This is a genomic window from Roseimicrobium gellanilyticum, from assembly GCF_003315205.1.
In the GTDB taxonomy this organism is placed as follows: Bacteria; Verrucomicrobiota; Verrucomicrobiia; order Verrucomicrobiales; family Verrucomicrobiaceae; genus Roseimicrobium; species Roseimicrobium gellanilyticum.
Window position 1 is genome coordinate 71,498 of record NZ_QNRR01000005.1, and the last position, 18,804, is coordinate 90,301.

Consider the following 18,804-nt stretch of genomic DNA (forward strand, 5'->3'; position numbering starts at 1 on the left):
CTGGACTTTTCTCAAGGAGCGGGGGCATTCCTGCCCCTGCCCAAAGTATGCGAACAACGCAGACTACTTCGCCGCCACCTTGGCCGCGATCTGCGCCGTGTGTTTGCCTTGGTAGCGCGCAATCGCCAGCTCATTCTCGCTCGGCAGACGCTGGCCCTGGGCATCAGTAATGGTCGTGGCGCCATAGGGAGAGCCACCGGTGATTTCTTTCATGTTCAGCAGTTCCTGCGCGGCATAGGGCACACCCACGACCACCATGCCCTGGTGGAAGAGGAAGGTCTGCATGCTGATCAAAGTCGTTTCCTGTCCGCCGTGCTGGCTGGCGGTGGAGGTGAAGACGCCTCCCACCTTCCCTACGAGCGCACCGGTGGTCCAGAGGCCCCCGGTAGCATCGAAGAAGGTCTGCATCTGCGCGGTCGCGCTGCCGTAGCGCGTGCCGGTGCCGAAGATGATGGCGTCCGCTTCGGCAAGCTTCTTGGGATCAGCGATGGGCACATGCGCAAAGGCCTTCTTGGCCTCGGTCGCGCCCATCTTGGCGATGATGTCATCCGAGAGGGTTTCCTGCACCTGCAGGAGTTCCACCTCTGCACCGGCTTCGCGAGCACCGGCCGCCACGGCCTCCGCCATTTGGTAGATGTGTCCGTACAGGCTGTAGAAGATGACTTTGACCTTGGTGCTCATGATGGTGGTGTTTCTTGATCGTTGAGGTTGGGATGAAAATACCGGAGGGCGGGGAGGAAATTCGCCGTGCGAGGGGAATACGGATGCGGTTTCAGGTCGGTCGCGCTGAAACGCATTTCAAGTGAACGATTGTGCCAGGGAAAGTTGCGCCATGGCAATCCAGGGTTCACGAAAAGATGTTTCGCATCAGGGCAGTTTCAGGCCGCCTTGTTTTGCCGCCTTCAGCGCCTCGTCATGACGCAGATGCCACTCGCGCAGGGAGTCTTCGCCCAAAGTCTGCAAGGCATGCGTGATTTCCTCCGCGGCGTTTTGAACGCTGCGTTGCCTTGTGTTGGAATCGGACTGCGCCGCTGCCGCCATGATGAGGGTGAGCTGGGTCTTGACCTTTGCCCCCAGCATCAAACGTGCGTCTGCGAATGATCGCGCGCGTGCGGCACGGTAGCGCCACCACAACCAGGCGAAGAGAACCGCATGCACCACACCCACGGTCAGTGCGGCATACGCCACCACTGTCCACACACTGTGTGAACCGGCCAGGACAACACACGGCAGGACAAGCGCGAGCACCAACAGCGCGCCAAGGCCCCACACTTCCTTTCCACGCAAAAGCTGCGCCTTGGGTGCCGGGGTGGAGGGTGATACTGGAGGAATGACTGGATCTGGTGTGGCCAAAACGGGTGAAGGCGTTGCGTTCCAATGTCCACGCCAGTGATACCGATTCGCGATTCAGGTTCAACCAGCAAAGGATGCAAAGAGCGCCTGCATCTCATCTGCCACCGTGGAGGGGTCCGCCAGGGTCTGGGCAATCTCTTCACGCAAAATTTCGCGATACCGCAGTCGCAACCGATGCACGGACACGCGTGCCGCGCCCTCGCTCATTTGCATGGTGGAAGCCACCTCAATATAGGGGATGGCCCCCTTCTCCATGGTGAGGAAGGGCTTCAATGCATCGAACAGTTCGGTCTTCTGTTCCGCCATGTGCTCTTCACGGAGTCGCGCCACCACCCGATCCAGCAGAGTGACGGCCCACGCGCGGTCGTACTGGAGATCGGGACTCAGCGTGTCCACCACATCGCACTGGTAGCGTTCATCACCACTCTCCCAATCCAGCGAGAGATGCACAGCGCCACCGCCGCGTTTCTGACGCGAGGCGCGGTCCCATTCATTCGCGAGGAAATGCTTCAACGCTGCTAGGAGGAATGCGCGAAACTTTCCGCGCTCACTGCTGAGACCCTGAAGGGAATTCTTTTCCAGCAAACGCGCGAAGAATGCCTGTGTGAGATCCTCGGCATCTTCCTTCGCATGACCGCGACGCCGCACATACGCGTAGAGCGGGTACCAGTACGTGCGGCAGAGTTCCTCCAATGCCACTTCGGACTCTGGTGTGCTGCGCTGCCCCGCTGCCAGCACCAGGGTCCAGCGCGTGGTGGCGAAGATGTCACCAGGGGGGATGGAATGTGCTCCGCCGGACATCAGTGCGAGGAGGGGTGGTCGGGAGCGTTGGGATACAGCGAAGGGGTGGTAACCATCTTGTACCGCACCTTCACACTGCGATCACCGGGAGCCATGGGGAAGACTTCCAGCACCCCCTTGGTGCCGCGTCGTGTGATGAAGAAAAGAACATCGGGAGAGAAAGCCGTGATCGCCATGAAGCCGTTGCCTCCATCCTGTATGTACTGTCTGCGCTCCCAGTCGGCCTGCTTCACAAAGCGCTCGACCTCGTCTGGCGTGATGTCATCCCATCTGAAGGTGCGTCCATTCACCGCTGGACGCATGGCCACCGCTTCGATCATGCGCAGAGTGCCATCGAGGGAGGCCTGCATCACTACATCGCCATCAGCGTCACGCAGCCATTTCAAATTCTCTGCGGTGAGGATGGGTTCTCCTCGCTCAAACTTTTCCGAAATCGAGCGCGGGGGAGATTCCAGGCGGCCGGTGCGGAAGGAGAGCACGGAGGGAACACCTGGCCCTGGTGCGGGAATGACACGCTCCGTGGTGGGACCAAAGACGCTCGCCGCCGCACTGCTCTGCTCTGGCATCGGTGGCCTCCAGTAGACGCTGATCACACGGCCCACCACCGCTCCACGTGAAATGATGACATCAGGTCGGTTGTAGTGCGACAGGGTGAACTGGTCCCTGCTGGTGCTTTTGATCCGGCCCACACAAACCACTCCGTTGTAGCGATAGGCAATCAGGTCTCCGCGTGAATACCGGGTGGCGATTTTCCACACCAGCATGTGACTGCCCTGGGGAATCTCCGGCGCGGCAGCGTCCGTGGCAGCGCGGAAGGGCTCCACGAAATAGGCGCGGAGCAGCATCGCCGTGATGACCGCGATGACAATGGTGAATAGCATCCGGGTGCCGAAGTTGCGCAGTACCCGCTCCCGGTTCGCGGGTGGAGCGAGTGGTCTGCCGGTTGCTTTGGCGTACCCACGCGCAATGGCCTCGATGATTACCGCGAGACCACAAAAGCCGAAGAATCCCAAGAACCCCCGGAATGGCTCCCACGTGGGCAGAAAACCGAGAAAACCGATGAATCCAAGCCAGCCCAGGCTGCAGCACCATTGTGCCCACCGTGAGCGGAGGCCCATCGCTTCGTAGATGCGCCGGCGATGGGCGACATGTGGCGATGCTCCCAAGGGGATGGGGGGCAGCACGGCCAGCACCGCGCAGGCTGCGGCAAAGACAATCCACCCCGATCCACCCCAAGGATTGAAGAACGCCATCAGAATGGCGACCACCGGCACTGCTTTCCAGAGTTGCTCGTTGAGCATGACTTCTCCCTCTTCTCCAGCGTTTTCCGGGGTGTCGGCAGGAGCAGGGATATTCGGTGTCACCATCACCGTCTCCACCTGCGTGCGAAATTCTGCAGCCGTCTGGTAGCGCATCTCTGGAGCCTTCTCCAGGGCACGAAGCACCACCTCGTCCAGCCGCACATCCACCGTGACTTTGCGTGAAGGTGGCTGGAATCTTCCGAGAGGCAGCTCGCCGGTAAGCAGCTCATAGAACACTACGCCGAGGGAGTAGATGTCCGCGCGGTGATCCACTTCCTGCGGACGCTCCACCTGCTCGGGTGCCATGTAGTGCGGCGTGCCCATGACCTCCTGTGCGCCCGTCAGGAAGGCATCCCCTTCGGGACGCTGTATCAGCTTCGCGATGCCGAAGTCCGCAATCTTCACGCGGCCTCGCGTGTCCATCAGCACATTCTCCGGCTTGATGTCGCGATGCACCACGCCGTTGTCATGGGCGAATTGCAGGGCGTCACAAACCTGCGGCACAATCTGCAGCGCCTCGCGGGGAGAGAGTCGTCCGGAGCGTTCGAGTTGTCGCAGGGTCACGCCATCCACGAACTCCATGAGGATGTAGTTCCACCCTTCCACCTGACCGAAGTCATGCACGGCGACGATGTTCGGGTGCACCAGCTTCGCAAGAGCGCGTGCCTCCCGCCCGAACCGCTCGGTGAAGGCTGCGTCCGTGCGGTGGGTGGCGAGGAGTTTCAGCGCTACAAACCGATCCAGCGACGGTTGCCGCGCCTTGTACACCGCCCCCATGCCGCCGCGACCAATGAAGGCGAGGATCTCCAGTTGCGGAAAAAGGCGCGCGACGTCCGCGATCGAAGGCGGTTCAAAGGACGAAGCACCGCCCTGCGTGGGCGAGTCTGTCATGACTCCCTGCTGCAGCAGGCACGCGGCACACAGCCCCTCCAGCCTGCCCGCAGGCAGGAGGGCGCCGCACTGGACGCATTTCTTCGCTTCCGGGGGCGTGCCAGATGGCGGTGTGGTATTCATATGCGTCCCTCAGAAGCAAATCCGGAAATACGTTACGCGATTTTTCTCCGTGGTATCCAGAGCGATTTCTTTCCAGTTGCGCGGCGTTTGGATTCCACGGAGTAGGACCCAGCAATGCCCATCCTCACCTCACGCCTTTCCTGGATCGATTGGATGCGGGGCCTTGCCGTGGTGGGAATGCTGGTCACGCATGTGATGAATGCCTTCCTGCATCCGGACCATGAGCACGCGGCGTGGCGGCATGAGTTCACCTCTTACAGTGGATTGGTCGCGCCCAGCTTTTTCTGGATCGCGGGTTATGTGCAGGGTCTCGCCATCCGCAGGGCACATCGGGAAGGGAGACCTGTGGGCGGATTCCGGCGCTGGCACCGGCTGGGCATCATTCTGCTCATCGGTTACCTGCTGCATCTGCCGCTCGCGCATTGGTTGAAGGGTGACTTTGGCGCGGAAAGCTGGAAGACCTTCCTCCAGGTGGATGCCCTCCAGTGCCTCGCCGCGAGTCTTGCCCTGCTGCTGGCCATGGGCATTGCTGGTGTGCGCTGGTTTGATGGGTTGGTGCTATTGACGGGTGCTGCAACCGTGTTCATTGCTCCCCTCGCAGGATCGTGGAGTACGGGGTTCTGGTTTGTGGACGCGTGGCTGAATCACAACACAGGCTCGTTGTTCCCGCTCTTCCCGTGGTTTGGATTCGCGGCTGCGGGTTGCCTGGCCAGCCGCTGGGAGCCTTCGTGGAAATGGTATGTGCCTCTCGCCGTGGCGCTCATGGCCGCGGGGTATGTGTTCGAGCCCACGCCGTGGTCGTACACGCATCCCACCTTCTTTGGCGAGCGCCTGGGCTGGGTGTGTTTGCTTGCTGTTGCGGTGCATGGCGTGGCGGGATGGTTTGCACCGCAGTGGCTTCTGCTGGCCGGACGGGAATCCCTCTTCGTGTATGTGTCCCACCTGCTGATCCTGTTCTCCATTCCCTTCACAGGAAAGCCCTTGCAAGAAGCGGTTGGCCGTACGCTCTCACCCTGGCAGGTGGTGCTGCTCTCCGTCGCGCTGGCGACCGTCTGCCTCGTGCTGGCATCACTCAATGAGCGCCGGAAGCACCGCCTGCTGGCCAGGGCCAAAGTGACATGATCGTCGATTGCGACTGCGGGTGAGCGTCGCATGGAAGGCATGAGCCTGTCATGCCGGTAACCCCCACCTTCTTCCTTCGCTGCGTTGTTGGGTCGCAGCGCCTCTCATGAGCGCGCTCTGGTCCCACCTGACCAGCCGCCACGCTTGGCTGCTGCTGCTGGTGCTCACGCTGCTCCTCTACTTGCCCGGCACGGGAAGCATCCCACTCATGGATCGCGATGAGCCACGCTTCGCGCGTGCCACGGTGGAGATGATGCAGCGCGGAGACTGGGTGATTCCGTGGTTCAACGGCGAGTACCGCTTCGACAAGCCGCCTCTCACCTACTGGTGGATGCGCCTGCATTTCCATCTGCTGGGGGTGAATGAACTCGCGGCACGCCTGCACTCGGTGGTCTCGGTGTGGCTGGTGGCCCTGGTCATCTTCCGCATGGGAAGGGACCTCGGTGGCCGCGCCGCCGGATGGTGGGGAGCGGTGGGATGGATCACATCACTTCAAACTCTGATCCATGGGAGATTGTGTGTGGCGGATATGCCCATGGTGCTCTGTGTCGCGCTGGCCATGCTGGCACTCTCCAAGATCCTGCTTTCACCGCCGGACGAAGCCCGGCCCTTCAGCAAGTGGTGGTGGGTCCTGTGGTGTTCGTTGGGTCTTGGTTTCCTGGCGAAGGGGCCTATTGCTTTGCTGGTGCCTGCGCTCGCACTCGTGTTGTTCCGGCTGGCCTTTTGGAGGAAGCCCATGCCGTGGGGCAAGCTCGGCCTCGGCTCCGGCTTGGTGCTGGCGCTGGCGATGGTCGCCGCGTGGGGCATCCCGGCACTTGTGCAGACGGAAGGAAAATTCTGGAACGTGGGCATGGGCGAGCATGTGGTGAAGCGTGGCACGCAGGCCTTCAATGGACGTACCATTCTCCCGGGATACTACCTCATCAGCGCCTTCCTCAGCCTGCTCCCATGGATGGTGTTCCTGCCTCACATGTGGCGCCACGTGCGCTCGCGATGGGATGCTCATCGAGCGCTTCTCGTGGCGTGGTTTGCTGCACCGCAGTTGATTTTCCTCTTCTACGCGACCCAGCTTCCGCATTACACCATGCCGGGCTTCGCAGGTTTCTTTGTACTGCTGGGCCTGACCCTGGCGGATGGACAACAGCGCTCTTTCATACCGACAAAACTAGGACGATTCGGAATCACGTATCTGGGGTTGTTGGTTCTGCTCTCCATTGGAATGATCACCGCTCTGTGGGCTGGTGGTATCGTGCCGCAGTCGTCACTGCGCCTGATGCTCACCAGCGGTGCAGTCATGCTGGGTGCCCTCGCCGTGCTGGGAGCGGCGGTGGTGTGGCGTCGATGGATGCTGGCCGGAGTTTCCTTGGTGGCTGTCGCATTGGGGCTCGCGGTGTTTGGTTCATCGCTGCGATCCATCCATCCCATCGTGCAGATGGCTCCCGCATTGCGCTCTCTACCCAAGGAATCGAATGCCATTGCGTGGCAGTACACCGAGCCGTGCCTGGTGTTCTATTCGGATCATTCGTGGACCATGCTCTCGAAAATCGAGCGGGTGCGTGAGCGCATGCATCAGCCTCGTACTGGCATGGTCGTCGCGCAAATCTCTGAGTGGACGCTTGCCCAGTGGTGGAAGAGCCTCACGACGGGAACCCAGCACACCACATCCAGGGATTTCCAGAAGGAAGTGGAAGCGCTCACCAGCGCGGTGAGCACCGACTACGACTGGAAGGACACCAGCGGCTTCAACGCCGCTCGCAGCAGTTGGGTGACTGTGCGGGTGTTTGTGCGGAAGCAGCCATCGACACCTTCAGGACCGGAGCTCACGGTCCAGCGAGCCGGCAGCGATCGGTGATGCCGTCCCCACCGCCACCGGAGTAGTGGCATCCAGAGGCTCCGTATCGGGAAGTTGCTCCTCGTGATCATCTGCCGGACCGTCGGGACCGTCACCGTCGCTGATGAATCGAGTGCGGCGTACGGCCAGACCCAGAGGCACACCGAAGAGTACCGCCAGCCAGATGGCGACAGCCACGTCTGAAGGGTGATGCTGATTTCCGTACATGCGTGCCCAGCAGACACCGCCTGCTGCCACGAGTGCTGGCACGCCCACCGGAGGCATGGCCACCGCGAGGGGAATCGCCGAACCAAATGCCGTAGCCGTGTGACCGGAGGGGAAGGAATTGTAGTTCCATTTCACCTGGGGACCGTAGATGCCATCCTTCACACCATCACGCTCGATGGCACGTGGCCGGGGCCTGCCTACGGTGAAGCGAAACACATTGGCCACCGCACCGGCGAAGATCGCGCACAGCATGCTGGCCACCGCGAGACGCTGAAAGTAGCGCGAGCGGAAAGCGCGTCCCCCGATCCACAGGCCGACGACGAGCACGAGATTGTAGCCGGCAAAATCACCCCACTGGCCAATATCCCCGGAGAGGTCCTTCAGGTCCTGGCGCAGTTCCTTGTCCGGTACGTGCTTCAACTGCAGCGCGCGCAGCAATGCACCATCTCTGGGCAGCACGAGAAGACCGATGGCCATAAGCACGAAGACTGTGGCTGCAATCATCCACCGTGGTCGGCGGAAGAACGTACCCGCCATGTGCTTGCAAAGCAGGCGGATGTCCGGCCACATCTTCATGGTGGTCGGCACACGGCGGCGCTTTCTCCGCCGCACAACTTTTACCAGGGGAGAGTTCATGATCACCCCCATATGAACCAAAAACCCTCCGGTGAACCACCGGAGGGCTGCAACATCTATGCCACGTGAAATTCCCGGCACACTTCTGCGCTTGCGCGGAGAAACCGGGAATGACGTTTCTGCGTGAATTTAGTGTGACGACGCCTTCTCCGCACCAAGACCGGTCTGCGCGCGGACGCTCAGTTCGGTGAATTTGGCCTCCGCGTCCAGGTCACGACCAGAAAGGATCGTACCCAAATAGGCGCCAAGGAATCCGAGCGGGATGCTCACGATGCCGGGGTTCGCCAGCGGGAAGGGCGCGGTCTTCGCATCATAAAGTCCATTCTTGCTCAGAAGGATGAGCACAATGGAGGAGACAAGACCCACACCCAGACCGGCGACCGCACCTGTGGTGTTGAAGCGCTTCCAGAACACGGAGAACAGAATCACCGGCAGGTTGGCGGACGCTGCGACCGAGAACGCAAGACCCACCAGCATGGCGGCATTCACACTGGAGCCCAGCTTGATGGCGAGGCCGATGCTGACCGCTCCCACGAAGAAGGCGGTGATACGCGCCACTCGCACTTCCTCGCCCACGGTCTTCTCTTTGCCGTGGTGGATCACATTCGTGTAGAAGTCGTGTGCGAAAGAAGTGCTGGCGCTCATGGTGAGACCGGCGACCACCGCGAGAATGGTGGCAAACGCGACTGCACTGATGAACGCGAAGAACAATTCACCGCCCAGCACGTGGGCCAGCGTGGGTGCCACCATGTTTCCATTCGGAAGCCCTTTGGCATCCAGCGGAATGTGTCCTGCGGTGACATCCGCGGCGATGGTCGTGGTCTTGAGGAGGGTTGCGGCGCCAAAGCCGAAGAAGGTCGTGAGCACGTAGAAGACACCAATGATGGCGGTGGCCCACACCACGCTGTTACGGGCGGTCTTCGCATCCGGCACAGTGTAGAAGCGGACGAGAATGTGAGGCAGACCGGCGGTGCCGAGCACGAGGCCGAGGGCCAGCGAGATGAAGTCCCAGTGTCCCCAGGGATTGGCGTCTGTCTTGCCGTAGGCCATACCGGGGTCGAGCAGGTTCACCGGCTCCTTGGTGCCAGCGTAGTCCGCCTTGGACACATGCTCGAAGAAGGTGGCAAGACTGTAGTCATGCTTCGCGAGCACCATCCAGCTCAGGGCAAAGGCACCGGCCATGAGAAGGATGGCCTTGATGATCTGCACCCAGGTGGTGGCGAGCATGCCGCCGAAGACCACGTACACCAGCATGAGCACACCCACGCCGATCACGGCAGGAGCAAAGGGTACCCCGATGAGTTGCTCGATGATGCCACCCGCGCCCACCATCTGCGCGATCATGTAGAAGGTGGAAACAGTCAGCGTGCTCAGCGAGGCCATCGCGCGCACCGGGCGCTGCTTCATGCGGTAGGCCAGCAGGTCCGCCATGGTGTACTTGCCCGCATTGCGCAGCGGCTCGGCGACCAGGAGCAGCACCGTCAGGTACGCCACGAGGAAACCCACGGAGTACATGAAGCCATCGTAGCCCTTGAGGCAGATGATGCCGGAAATGCCCAGGAAGCTGGCGGCGCTCATGTAGTCACCGGCAACGGCAAGACCATTCTGCCAGCCCGTGATGGAGCGGCCCGCGGCAAAGTACGCAGCGGAACCAGTGGCCTTCCTCGCACTGAAGTAGGTGATGACGAGCGTGAGCGCCACGAAGGCGAGGAACATCCCCAAGGCTGGGGTCATGGTAAAGGCGAGCATGGATCAGTCCTTGGTGACGGAGTTGAGAAGTTCGGCGTTCATCTTGTCCCACCGGCGGGCGGCGCGGACGTACAGGCCGCAGATGACCCAGGTCATGATGAATTGCGAAAGGGCGAAGAGGTAGGCCCAGTTCACCTTGCCCAGCACGGGCTTCTTCATGATTTCAGGGAAAAAACCGACCAGCACCGGCAGCGCCATGTAATACACCATGAAGAAAATGGTGGCCGGAATGATGAAGCGGAGCTTGGCGCGCTTGAGCTCCGCGAAGCCGGGATGTTGGGCGATTTTCTCCCATTGTCCCGATGGTGTAGGGTTGGTCTCGGCTGGCATGGCGCGGAGACTAGAGAGTCCGCGCCATGATGGCAAGGCGTGAATTGCTTGGTTCTGAGGGAACCTTTTGCCCTATGAGGCTGACGGGCCGCTCGGGCCTGGACCCGGATTCTGAGGCGGGCCGGGCCGTTGCGGACGCGGGGGGCCAGCCGGGCGCTGGGGGCCCGCCGACGGTGGTGCGGGGGCCGGAGCCGGGGCCGGGGCAGCCTGAGGTGTCGCACCAGGCGGAGTGACGGCGGCGGCGCGGGTCGCATGCAGCGGTTGGGGGTTCACCACCACCTTCTTCTTTTTCGTGAGCTCCCAGCCGTAGTAGGCCGCGGCAGCTATGACCACCAGGCAGATGAAGATCCACTTCCACGGGAGCGCGCGGGCCAGCACGGTCTCCTGTGTGGGCTGGTTGGCGAGGATTTCTGTCAGCTTGAAACGGTAGCGGACATCGCTGTTCGCCTGGTCATAGAAGCCGGAGTTCGTGTTGGCGATTTTGCCGTCGAAGTGGGTCTTGTACTGCACCCAGTTCTGCTGGGGGAGATCGGAGATGGGTTCGCCGACGCCGAGCTTGCGCACGATGCTGGTCTTGCCATCCGCCTTGCTAACGGTGAACTCACCTCCGAGGATGCCGGCCGGCTTGTTCGCGGCAAGGGCCTCATTCAGCTTTTCCAGGGAGGAGAAACTGATGTGCAGCTTCACCACGGGGCGGCGGTCGTTGCTCTTGGAATAGTTGAGCAGCTTCACGCCGCTCAAGGCGTCAAAACGCGCGCGGAGTTTGGCTTCGTCAAATTCCGGGCCGACCTTGGAGTAGGAGGAAATAAGGCTGTCGGGCAGGGTGATGGTGGAGATAACCTCCCCGGAAAGGTCCTTGTGGATGATCATGTCTTCCTCGTAGTCGAGGCAGGAGCTCAGCAGGAAAAGGCAGGTCGCCGCCAGGGCAGCCAGAGATAGTCGCGCGTGAATCATGCATCGATGGGAATTCCGGGTGGCGGCAGAGTCAAGCGAGAAGCGCGCGAGGATGCGTGAGGAGTGCGATTCGCAACCTTCTGCGCAACTTCGAGCGTATCCCATCGCCCCGGCTTGCGAGGATGTATGCATTCCGCGTTGTGTCCGAGCCGGGTTTCTCTACGATGCCCGCCTCCATGCCTTCCACCTCCGCAATGACCCTCGAAAGAGTCCGCCACGTGCGCGATTCCATGCCAGAGGGCGGCATGTTTGAGGGGAAGGAGTGGCGCATCTCCCCGGAGGCCTTCCCGCTTGAGGAAGCGCAAGTCCGGATCATCGAAGCGCTCGGCACCGCGGCGCTGGCGTTTCAGCGGGCGTGCAACCGCCTCTACTTCGAGTCGGCCGAAGGCGGTTCGCACGCTTGGGTGGCGCGCCTTCTGGATCAGGGCAAGCCGGAGCGCATGGTTGCTCTGGGACGGAAGAGCTGGCGTGAGGAAGTGCCGCGCGTCATTCGCCCGGACCTCATCCTCACGGAGACCGGCCTGAGCATCACGGAACTCGATAACCTGCCTGGCGGCATCGGCCTCACCGGCTGGCTCGGGGAGACCTATGCCACGCTTGGAGAAAACATCGTGGGTGGCGCTTCCGGCATGGTGGAGGGATTTGCCAACGCCTTTCCCGGCTATGACATCCTCGTTTCACGCGAATCTCAAGGCTACCAGCCGGAGATGGAGTGGCTGAATGCGCGGATGCGTGCGAAGGGCCTGCCGACGGGGCGTGTGTTCAATCCCTGGACGGTGCATGCCTCACAGCTGGCCGGACTCGACATCTACCGATTCTTCGAGCTTTGGGACCTGGACAACGTGGAGCACAGTGCCGAGATCCTGGCCATGGCGGAGCGCGGTGAGATTCGCATCTCGCCACCGTTGAAGCCTTTCCTGGAGGAGAAGTTGTGGCTGGGCCTGTTCTGGTCACCCGCCTTGCAGGAGTGGTGGGAGAAGAATCTCTCACCGGAGCATCTCACGCTGCTGAAGCAATGCATTCCGTACGGCTGGGTGCTCGATCCCGTGAAGCTGCCGCTGCATGCCGAGTGGCCTCGCCTGGGCATCCATTCCTGGGAGGAGATGAAGAAGTTCGGCAACAAAGAGCGCGAACTCGTCATCAAGATCAGTGGCTGGTCCGAGAAGAGCTGGGGCTCACGCGGCGTGAACATCGGCCACGATCTCTCCACAGAAGGCTGGGCTGCTGCCATCGACGAAGCACTGGCTGCCTTCCCCACGAATCCGCATCTCATGCAGCGCTTCCACCGCGGTCGGGTGATTGCGCACCCCGTGTGGGATGAAGCGAAGCAAGAAGCCGTGATGATGCAGGGCCGTGTGCGCCTGTGCCCGTATTACTTTGTGCAGGGAGATGAAGCCAAGCTCAGCGGCGTGCTGGCGACCATCGTGCCGGCAGACAAGAAGATCCTGCACGGCATGTCGGATGCGATGCTGGTGCCGTGTGGGGTCTCGTAGGCGACGCCCTCAAGACTATCGTACCTCATAGAGCGCTCTGCGCACTGACACCTCTATCTGCAAAGCTGGCTGGAAGAACAGCACCATGAACCTCCCACCGCTCGTGGTTGGGTAAACGCGCATCGAAGGCGGTGAAATGTTGCTCAACACGCAGAAAATGTGATCGCCGCTGTCGGCAGCGCCGGGCAGGGGATCAGTGGCAGCAGCCGGGGGCGGAGAGCCGAATGGAATCGAATAGTCAGCGGAGACAGGACCAAGGACTCTGAAGGTGAAATAGGCTAGGGCATAGACGCATAGGACTCCCAGCATCACCCATAAAGACGAGTGGAAGCCCGATCGGAAATGTGCAGGCTCCTTCACGAGGGATAATAAACATCCTGGGTCGCGTCTCGGAAACAAACGAAGCTTTTACCGGATCGGACTTGGGCATAACTCGCGACGCTGGCATTTCTCACAAAAATCCCCCAGATAAAAGCTATCCAGCCACGCCATCAGCTCGCGGATGTGATCCCGATCCTCCGTGAGGAAGCCCGCCTCAAAGTTGCGCCGATCCGGTGACTTCGCTCCCATGCCTGCGCCCGTGAGATTCGCGCTGCCCACGTAGGCCATGCGATCGTCAGCGATGACACACTTCATGTGCATGCGCGGGCACAGGATGCGTTCGAAGAGATCGCTGCGCACAAATTCGGGGAACTGGTCGAAGTCCTCCCGGAAGCGCGGCCCGGGTTCCTTGGCGTGGATAAGCCGCACTTCCACCCCTTCGCGAAGCTTGCCCGCGAGCATTTCGAGGAAAGGTACAAAGCGCCCAGTACCATTATCCACAAACAGGTCCTTGAGGTCTGCCGTGACAATCCACAACACCCGCCTCGCTGCCGGCACCACACGACCCATCACGGCAGTGTAGGTGGCTTCGTTGAGGATGAGGTCCATGGGGTTGGGGCTTCGGTGCAGTATAGGGGAAACCATTCGTCCGCCCAAAGCAAAAGAGGCGGGGCGCTGCTGCGGTAGTGGTAACCCTCCGAGTCTGCCGGTAGCGGGACCTGTTCACGGCGCGCCACCCCAACCGCGACCAGCGGTCGCAGCCACAGCTACGGCCTGAACCATCCGCCACGGCAGTAAGTCCTGGTACCACTGTGGCTGCGACCGCTGGTCGCGGTGCGGCAAGTCACCCCTAATCCAAGGCCACGACTTTGTTTAAACCGCCCTCGGAAGCCGGCGCAGGGGACCCCCACCGGGCTTTTTGGTTGGCGAAATGGCAGACCAGAGAAGCGTCGCAAGGCCTCTAACGTTTGGCAGCGGAGCACCCTACTCCGCCAGCTTCTCCTCCTGAAAGCTCAATGCCACCAACTCCGCATAGTACGGGCACTTCTGCATGAGCTCTTCATGCGTGCCGTGATCCACCACCTGGCCGGCGCGCATCGCGTAGATTTGATCCGCATGAAGAATCGTGCTGAGCCGGTGCGCGATCACGAGGCACGTGCGATCCTTCCTCAACTCATCAATTGCCTGCTGGATGAGCCGTTCGCTCTTGGTGTCCACCGCACTCGTCGCTTCATCGAGCAGAAGGATGGGCGCATCCTTCAAGAAAGCACGCGCGATGGAAATGCGCTGCTTCTCGCCACCGCTCAGGCGTGAGCCGCGTTCGCCCACCGTGGCATCGAGCTTGCCATCCAGCTTCTCCACAAAGTCCGCGGCACAGGCAAGGCGCAGCGCGCGCCACAGTTCCTCCTCCGTGGCGTCGGGTTTGCCGAGCTTCAGATTCTCACGGATGGTCTGGTTGAAGAGGTAACTCTCCTGCGTGACGTAGCCGATGGAGTCACGCAGGCTGACCTTGCTCAGCGATCGGATGGACTTTCCGTCGAGCAGGATGTCGCCACTGTCCGGATCATAGAAGCGTGTGAGCAACTGGAAGAGTGTGCTCTTTCCAGCACCCGTGGCGCCGACGATGGCGACTGTCTGCTGTGGCTGCACCGCCAGGTGGATGTGCTCCACCGTGGGTCGGTGTTCGTCATAGCGGAAGCTCACATCTTCGAAGCGAATCTCACCCTTCACCTCCTTGAGTTCATCTCCTTCGTGGAGCTTCTCGGCGCCATCGAGAGAGAGGATGTCGAAGATGCGCTTCGCGCTGGCGAGGCCATTTACAAAGGTCTGGTTCACGCCGTGGAGCCGCCCAATAGGCTCATAGAACATCCCCATCAGCAGCAGGAACTGGCTCAACTTGCCGATGGTCAGAGCATTCGCCTCAAAGCTCGCCAGCGCCGTTGCATTTGCACCGGAGGCACGCAGGGAATCCAGGGCCAGCATGTCTTGAATGCACCAATACGCCCCGAATCCCATGAGCAGCACCACGCCCAGATCGCCGAGGAATCCCATACCCGGTCCGTAGATGGACCACGCACGCTGCAGCTTTGTTTGCTGGTCGCGATAGGCACCACTGGACTCATCGAAGTCCTCCTGCTTCTCCTGCTCCAGGGTGTAGCTTTTGATCTGACGGATGCCCGCGATGTTGTCATGCAGCAGCGTGCTCAAACCGCTCGCCGCCTCGCGGGCCTTGGTCGCGCGTGGTGACACCCACTTGGCATAGATCCATCCGCCCGCGATGATGAATGGCACGGGAATCAGCACCACCAGTGCGAGCTTTGGATGGATGGTGAACATCACGCCGCCCGTGAGAATCACCTGCAGGATGGATGGCAGGCCCTGATCGATCCCCTCCAGGATCACGCGCTGCGTGGCCGGCACGTCATCCGCCATGCGCGTGAGGATGTCGCCCGAGCTCTGCCGGTCGAACCACTTCAGCGGCAGGTGCTGAATTTTGCGGTGCAGCTCGCTGCGCAGATCATACGTCATGCGCAGTTCGAAAGCATTGTTCGCCAGGGTGCGCAGGCTGTAGAACACCTGCCGCAGTGCAAATGCCCCGAGGGCGATTGCCGCCGTACCGAGGATCAATTCCGTTTTCCGCTGCGGGATGATCTTGTCGATGAATTTTTGAGTGATCGCCGGAAACACAAAACCCAGCAGCGTCCCCGCAATCGCCATGAAGGCCCCCGCCGCCACCCGCCACGGATAGCGCCGCATGAAGCGGATCATCTGCGACGTAGTGGACGTGGCGGCGGACATGGCATCATTTCCCCTTCTGCTTCCCAATGAGCCCCCAGATTGTGATGCCGTAGCACGCGAGAATCCAGATGCCCAGGATCGTGGCGGAAGTCATGGCCGGTGCGGTGAACCCGTACAGCGTGCCCATCTTGTAGCGCACGTCGTTGCGCTGTTCGGTGCTCTCGTCGTACTTCTTCACGCCGCGCTGGATGCGGAAGGCATTGTGGTGCTGGCCCACGCGGTTGGGGAAGACGATCAGGTTCTGCCAGCTCACATTCCAGTCAGAGACCTTGTCATACTTCTCGGTGGTGGATTCGCCGAGTTCGGTCCACGTCACTTCCTCCTGTTCACCCGTCGGCGTGAGGAAGACGGGATACTTCGTGCGATTGGTCATGCGCGGTGTGATCTGGCCGTATATGCCGGCCACGTCCATCATGCGCTGGGCGCAGTAGCTGGGGACGAACTCGCTCGCGAAGCGCACACTCGGAGTCATCTCCGGGCGCGTCACCACGAAGCCGCCAAAGAGGATCTGCGGAATGAGCACGAGCGGCACCCACATCACGGCCTGGGTGCTGGTGCGCACCAGACCGGAAATCGCGAGGCCAATGGTCACGCCCACCAGCGCTGCAGCGAAGAGTGCCGAGAATTTCAGCAGCAGCACCAGGAAAATGATGCCCAGGGTCTTCGACTTGGTATCAGGACTCGGAGGCTGGCCTTCGCCCGGATCCGTGGTGTCCATGATGTTCTGGCCGCATTCGAAGAAATTTGCCACGCGCAGCAGCGAGGTCATGAGGAAGCCCGGGCCCTTGGGTTTGGGCACTTCAGCGGCAGGCGCTGCTGTTGCTGCCGGTGCGGCTTCTTCCTTACCCTTGGTGTCCTCGGTGACGATGTCGAACTCATCCACCTGCGCCTGCACGGAAGTGGTGGCCGCCGCCACGCCAGGTGCCGCGGTCGGCGCCGGAGTCAGGCGTGTGGTCATCACCTCCATGTACTTCGTGCTGTTGAAGTCTGAGGGGTTGATGATGTGCGCCGTGGTCAGCGTCACCAGATAGAGCAACAACGCCTGCAACGTGGTGACGATCGCAAAGAACACGTACTTGCTCTGCAGGTATGCATTCAATCCCAGGCCGCACACGCGCTCGCGACGGAAGATGGAAATCTCACGCACGATCTGCTGCGCACCATTGCTGCAACCGAACCACAACGTGGCCACCACACAGAGGAAGGTGCGCAGCACCGCATCATCTGCCACCCAGCCCACGAGCAGGCCAATCAATATGGGCTGTGCGAGCAGGAAGAGGAGATTCAGCAAGTCTGCCCTCAGGATGCTCCACTGACGCTGGAGCTGGATGATGAGTGTGGGCAACCAACCCGGTCCGCGCTTCGGTTTCACCTGCTGCGTGGTGTCTTCCTGCGCGGGTGGGAGATACGCGAGCGGTTTCGCGGCGGGACGTGAGGCTTCAAATTCATCACGCCAGTTCGCGCCCGTGCGCGTTTCGTCTCCACCGACCTTCAGGTAGATTTCCTCAAGACCATTCTCCACCTTGAAGTAGTCCACCGCTTCATCGGGAGTGCCGTTGAAGATGATGTGACCGCCGTGAACAAACAGGAGCTGGTCAAAGAGATACGCGCGACCGAGCACGTGCGTGGTGCAGATGACCGTGCAATCAGTACCAGCGAGGCGGCGCAGCAGCGACATCAGGTCAAACTCCGTCTTCGGGTCGAGACCGCTGGAAGGCTCGTCGAGAAAGAGCACGCTTGGCTTGGCCAGCAACTCGGTGGCGATACTCACGCGCTTGCGCTGGCCACCGGAGAGCATGGAGATGCTTTTCTCCTTGTGCTCCGCAAGACCGAGGCGCTCGATGGTTTCCTCCACAAGATCGCGAATCGCCTTGCGCGGTGTGCCGCTCGGCAGCTTCAGCCGCGCGCTGTACGTAATGGCCTCCGTCACCGTCAGCTCGAGGTGCACGATGTCATCCTGCGGCACGTAGCCGATTCCTGCGGCAGCCATCTGCCGGGAATCGCCCAGCTTCACGCCGTTGATGTAGCTCTCACCGCTCGTCGCCGGGTTCACACCGCAGAGCGCGTTCATCAGGGTGCTCTTGCCCTGGCCGGATCCGCCGAGGATGCCCACGAAGGAGCACGGGGAGATATCCAGCGAGATCTGATTCAGGATGTTGCGCCCGTTCTGCAGGGTGAAGGTCAGATTGCGCGCTTCCACTTTGGCGCCGCCGAAAGCAGACACACGACGCAGGGATGTGCCGGTGAACTCAAAGGTGTAGCTTCCCAGCTTCAGGCGATCGCCCACAATGAGCTGGCGCCGGTCGAAGCGCTGGCCATTCAGCAGCGTGCCGGTCTGGCTCTTGTCAGTGACGAACACCACGCCAGGTTCCGTTTGGTCGAGCTCCAGATGCTGGCGGGAAACGCGTGCGTCCTCGCTGTCGAGTTCCACCTTGGGATCGGCAGTCTGCTCACCGGTGGCACGACCCAGCGTGAGCTTGTTCAGACCGCGCAAGACCACTTCATTGGTCTCCACTCCGCGGAAGCGCGGCGTCATCGGCGTGAGTCCGAACCGGATCAGCACGTCAGGCATTTCAATGATGTCGCCGTCTTCAAGCGATGCAACGGAGGACAAAAGCTGGCCGTTCAGCCGCAGTGTTTTCTGGGCGGAGGGACTGCCGGCGCTCAGCAACCAGGAAGAAGCGCGTGGCTCCCAGGCAAGCGTGGCATGGAGGGATTCGATGCCCTTTGCCGCCAATTGCAGATCCGCGCTGGGAGAGTTGCCGATGCTCGTAGAGGTTTTGTCGAGCGCGAAGGCGCGGAGATCGCCTTGGAATGCGAGGGTGATATGGCCGTTCATTCAGCGGGGGCAGGATTGGCGGGATTGGCAGGA

The 18,804-nt window shown here is 61.2% G+C and carries 14 protein-coding genes; 3 read left to right on the top strand and 11 right to left on the bottom strand.

From position 1 onward, the window contains the following. Positions 1–63: 63 nt before the first annotated feature. From wrbA to DES53_RS15155, 4 genes are all read right to left on the bottom strand, one after another. Complete coding sequence (gene wrbA / locus DES53_RS15140) at positions 64–681, bottom strand: NAD(P)H:quinone oxidoreductase (RefSeq protein ID WP_113959133.1); 618 nt, start codon at positions 679–681, stop codon at positions 64–66. Positions 682–867: 186 nt separating this feature from the next. Further along, positions 868–1,353, bottom strand: a complete 486-nt coding sequence (locus DES53_RS15145; protein ID WP_113959134.1) for a hypothetical protein — start codon at positions 1,351–1,353, stop codon at positions 868–870. Positions 1,354–1,413: 60 nt separating this feature from the next. Next, positions 1,414–2,154: an RNA polymerase sigma factor gene (locus DES53_RS15150; RefSeq protein ID WP_113959135.1), complete on the bottom strand. Its 741-nt coding sequence runs from the start codon at positions 2,152–2,154 to the stop codon at positions 1,414–1,416. Further along, the gene (locus DES53_RS15155) at positions 2,154–4,469 is read right to left on the bottom strand and encodes a serine/threonine-protein kinase (protein WP_113959136.1); all 2,316 of its coding nucleotides are present in this window, start codon (positions 4,467–4,469) and stop codon (positions 2,154–2,156) included. Before DES53_RS15155 ends, DES53_RS15150 begins: the two co-directional genes overlap by 1 nt. 114 nt (positions 4,470–4,583) lie before the next feature. Between DES53_RS15155 and DES53_RS15160 the strand changes: the two genes are divergently transcribed. Further along, positions 4,584–5,591 carry a heparan-alpha-glucosaminide N-acetyltransferase domain-containing protein gene (locus tag DES53_RS15160; protein ID WP_113959137.1) on the top strand — a complete coding sequence of 336 codons (1,008 nt, stop codon included), beginning with the start codon at positions 4,584–4,586 and terminating at the stop codon, positions 5,589–5,591. 106 nt (positions 5,592–5,697) lie between these two features. Then, on the top strand, positions 5,698–7,443 hold the full coding sequence (locus DES53_RS15165) for an ArnT family glycosyltransferase (RefSeq protein ID WP_113959138.1): 1,746 nt from the start codon (positions 5,698–5,700) through the stop codon (positions 7,441–7,443). On the opposite strand, the gene DES53_RS15170 is transcribed toward DES53_RS15165, so the two are convergent. From DES53_RS15170 to DES53_RS15185, 4 genes are all read right to left on the bottom strand, one after another. After that, positions 7,399–8,286, bottom strand: coding sequence for a phosphatase PAP2 family protein (locus tag DES53_RS15170; RefSeq protein WP_170157141.1), 888 nt, complete (start codon positions 8,284–8,286; stop codon positions 7,399–7,401). The genes DES53_RS15165 and DES53_RS15170 overlap by 45 nt on opposite strands. Before the next feature lie 129 nt (positions 8,287–8,415). After that, positions 8,416–10,035 carry a solute symporter family protein gene (locus tag DES53_RS15175; protein WP_211325561.1) on the bottom strand — a complete coding sequence of 540 codons (1,620 nt, stop codon included), beginning with the start codon at positions 10,033–10,035 and terminating at the stop codon, positions 8,416–8,418. 3 nt (positions 10,036–10,038) lie between these two features. Further along, entirely contained in the window at positions 10,039–10,365 is a 327-nt protein-coding gene (locus DES53_RS15180; protein ID WP_113959140.1) for a DUF485 domain-containing protein, read from the bottom strand. Between the two features lie 72 nt (positions 10,366–10,437). Next, the gene (locus DES53_RS15185; protein WP_113959141.1) at positions 10,438–11,319 is read right to left on the bottom strand and encodes a hypothetical protein; all 882 of its coding nucleotides are present in this window, start codon (positions 11,317–11,319) and stop codon (positions 10,438–10,440) included. Between the two features lie 176 nt (positions 11,320–11,495). Between DES53_RS15185 and DES53_RS15190 the strand changes: the two genes are divergently transcribed. Next, on the top strand, positions 11,496–12,812 hold the full coding sequence (locus tag DES53_RS15190) for a hypothetical protein (RefSeq protein WP_147263428.1): 1,317 nt from the start codon (positions 11,496–11,498) through the stop codon (positions 12,810–12,812). A gap of 408 nt (positions 12,813–13,220) precedes the next feature. On the opposite strand, the gene DES53_RS15200 is transcribed toward DES53_RS15190, so the two are convergent. From DES53_RS15200 to DES53_RS15210, 3 genes are all read right to left on the bottom strand, one after another. Next, positions 13,221–13,742, bottom strand: coding sequence for a phospholipase D-like domain-containing protein (locus DES53_RS15200; RefSeq protein ID WP_113959144.1), 522 nt, complete (start codon positions 13,740–13,742; stop codon positions 13,221–13,223). 375 nt (positions 13,743–14,117) lie between these two features. Next, complete coding sequence (locus tag DES53_RS15205; RefSeq protein WP_113959145.1) at positions 14,118–15,932, bottom strand: ABC transporter ATP-binding protein; 1,815 nt, start codon at positions 15,930–15,932, stop codon at positions 14,118–14,120. Between the two features lie 4 nt (positions 15,933–15,936). Continuing rightward, entirely contained in the window at positions 15,937–18,771 is a 2,835-nt protein-coding gene (locus DES53_RS15210) for an ATP-binding cassette domain-containing protein (RefSeq protein WP_113959146.1), read from the bottom strand. Positions 18,772–18,804: the final 33 nt, after the last annotated feature.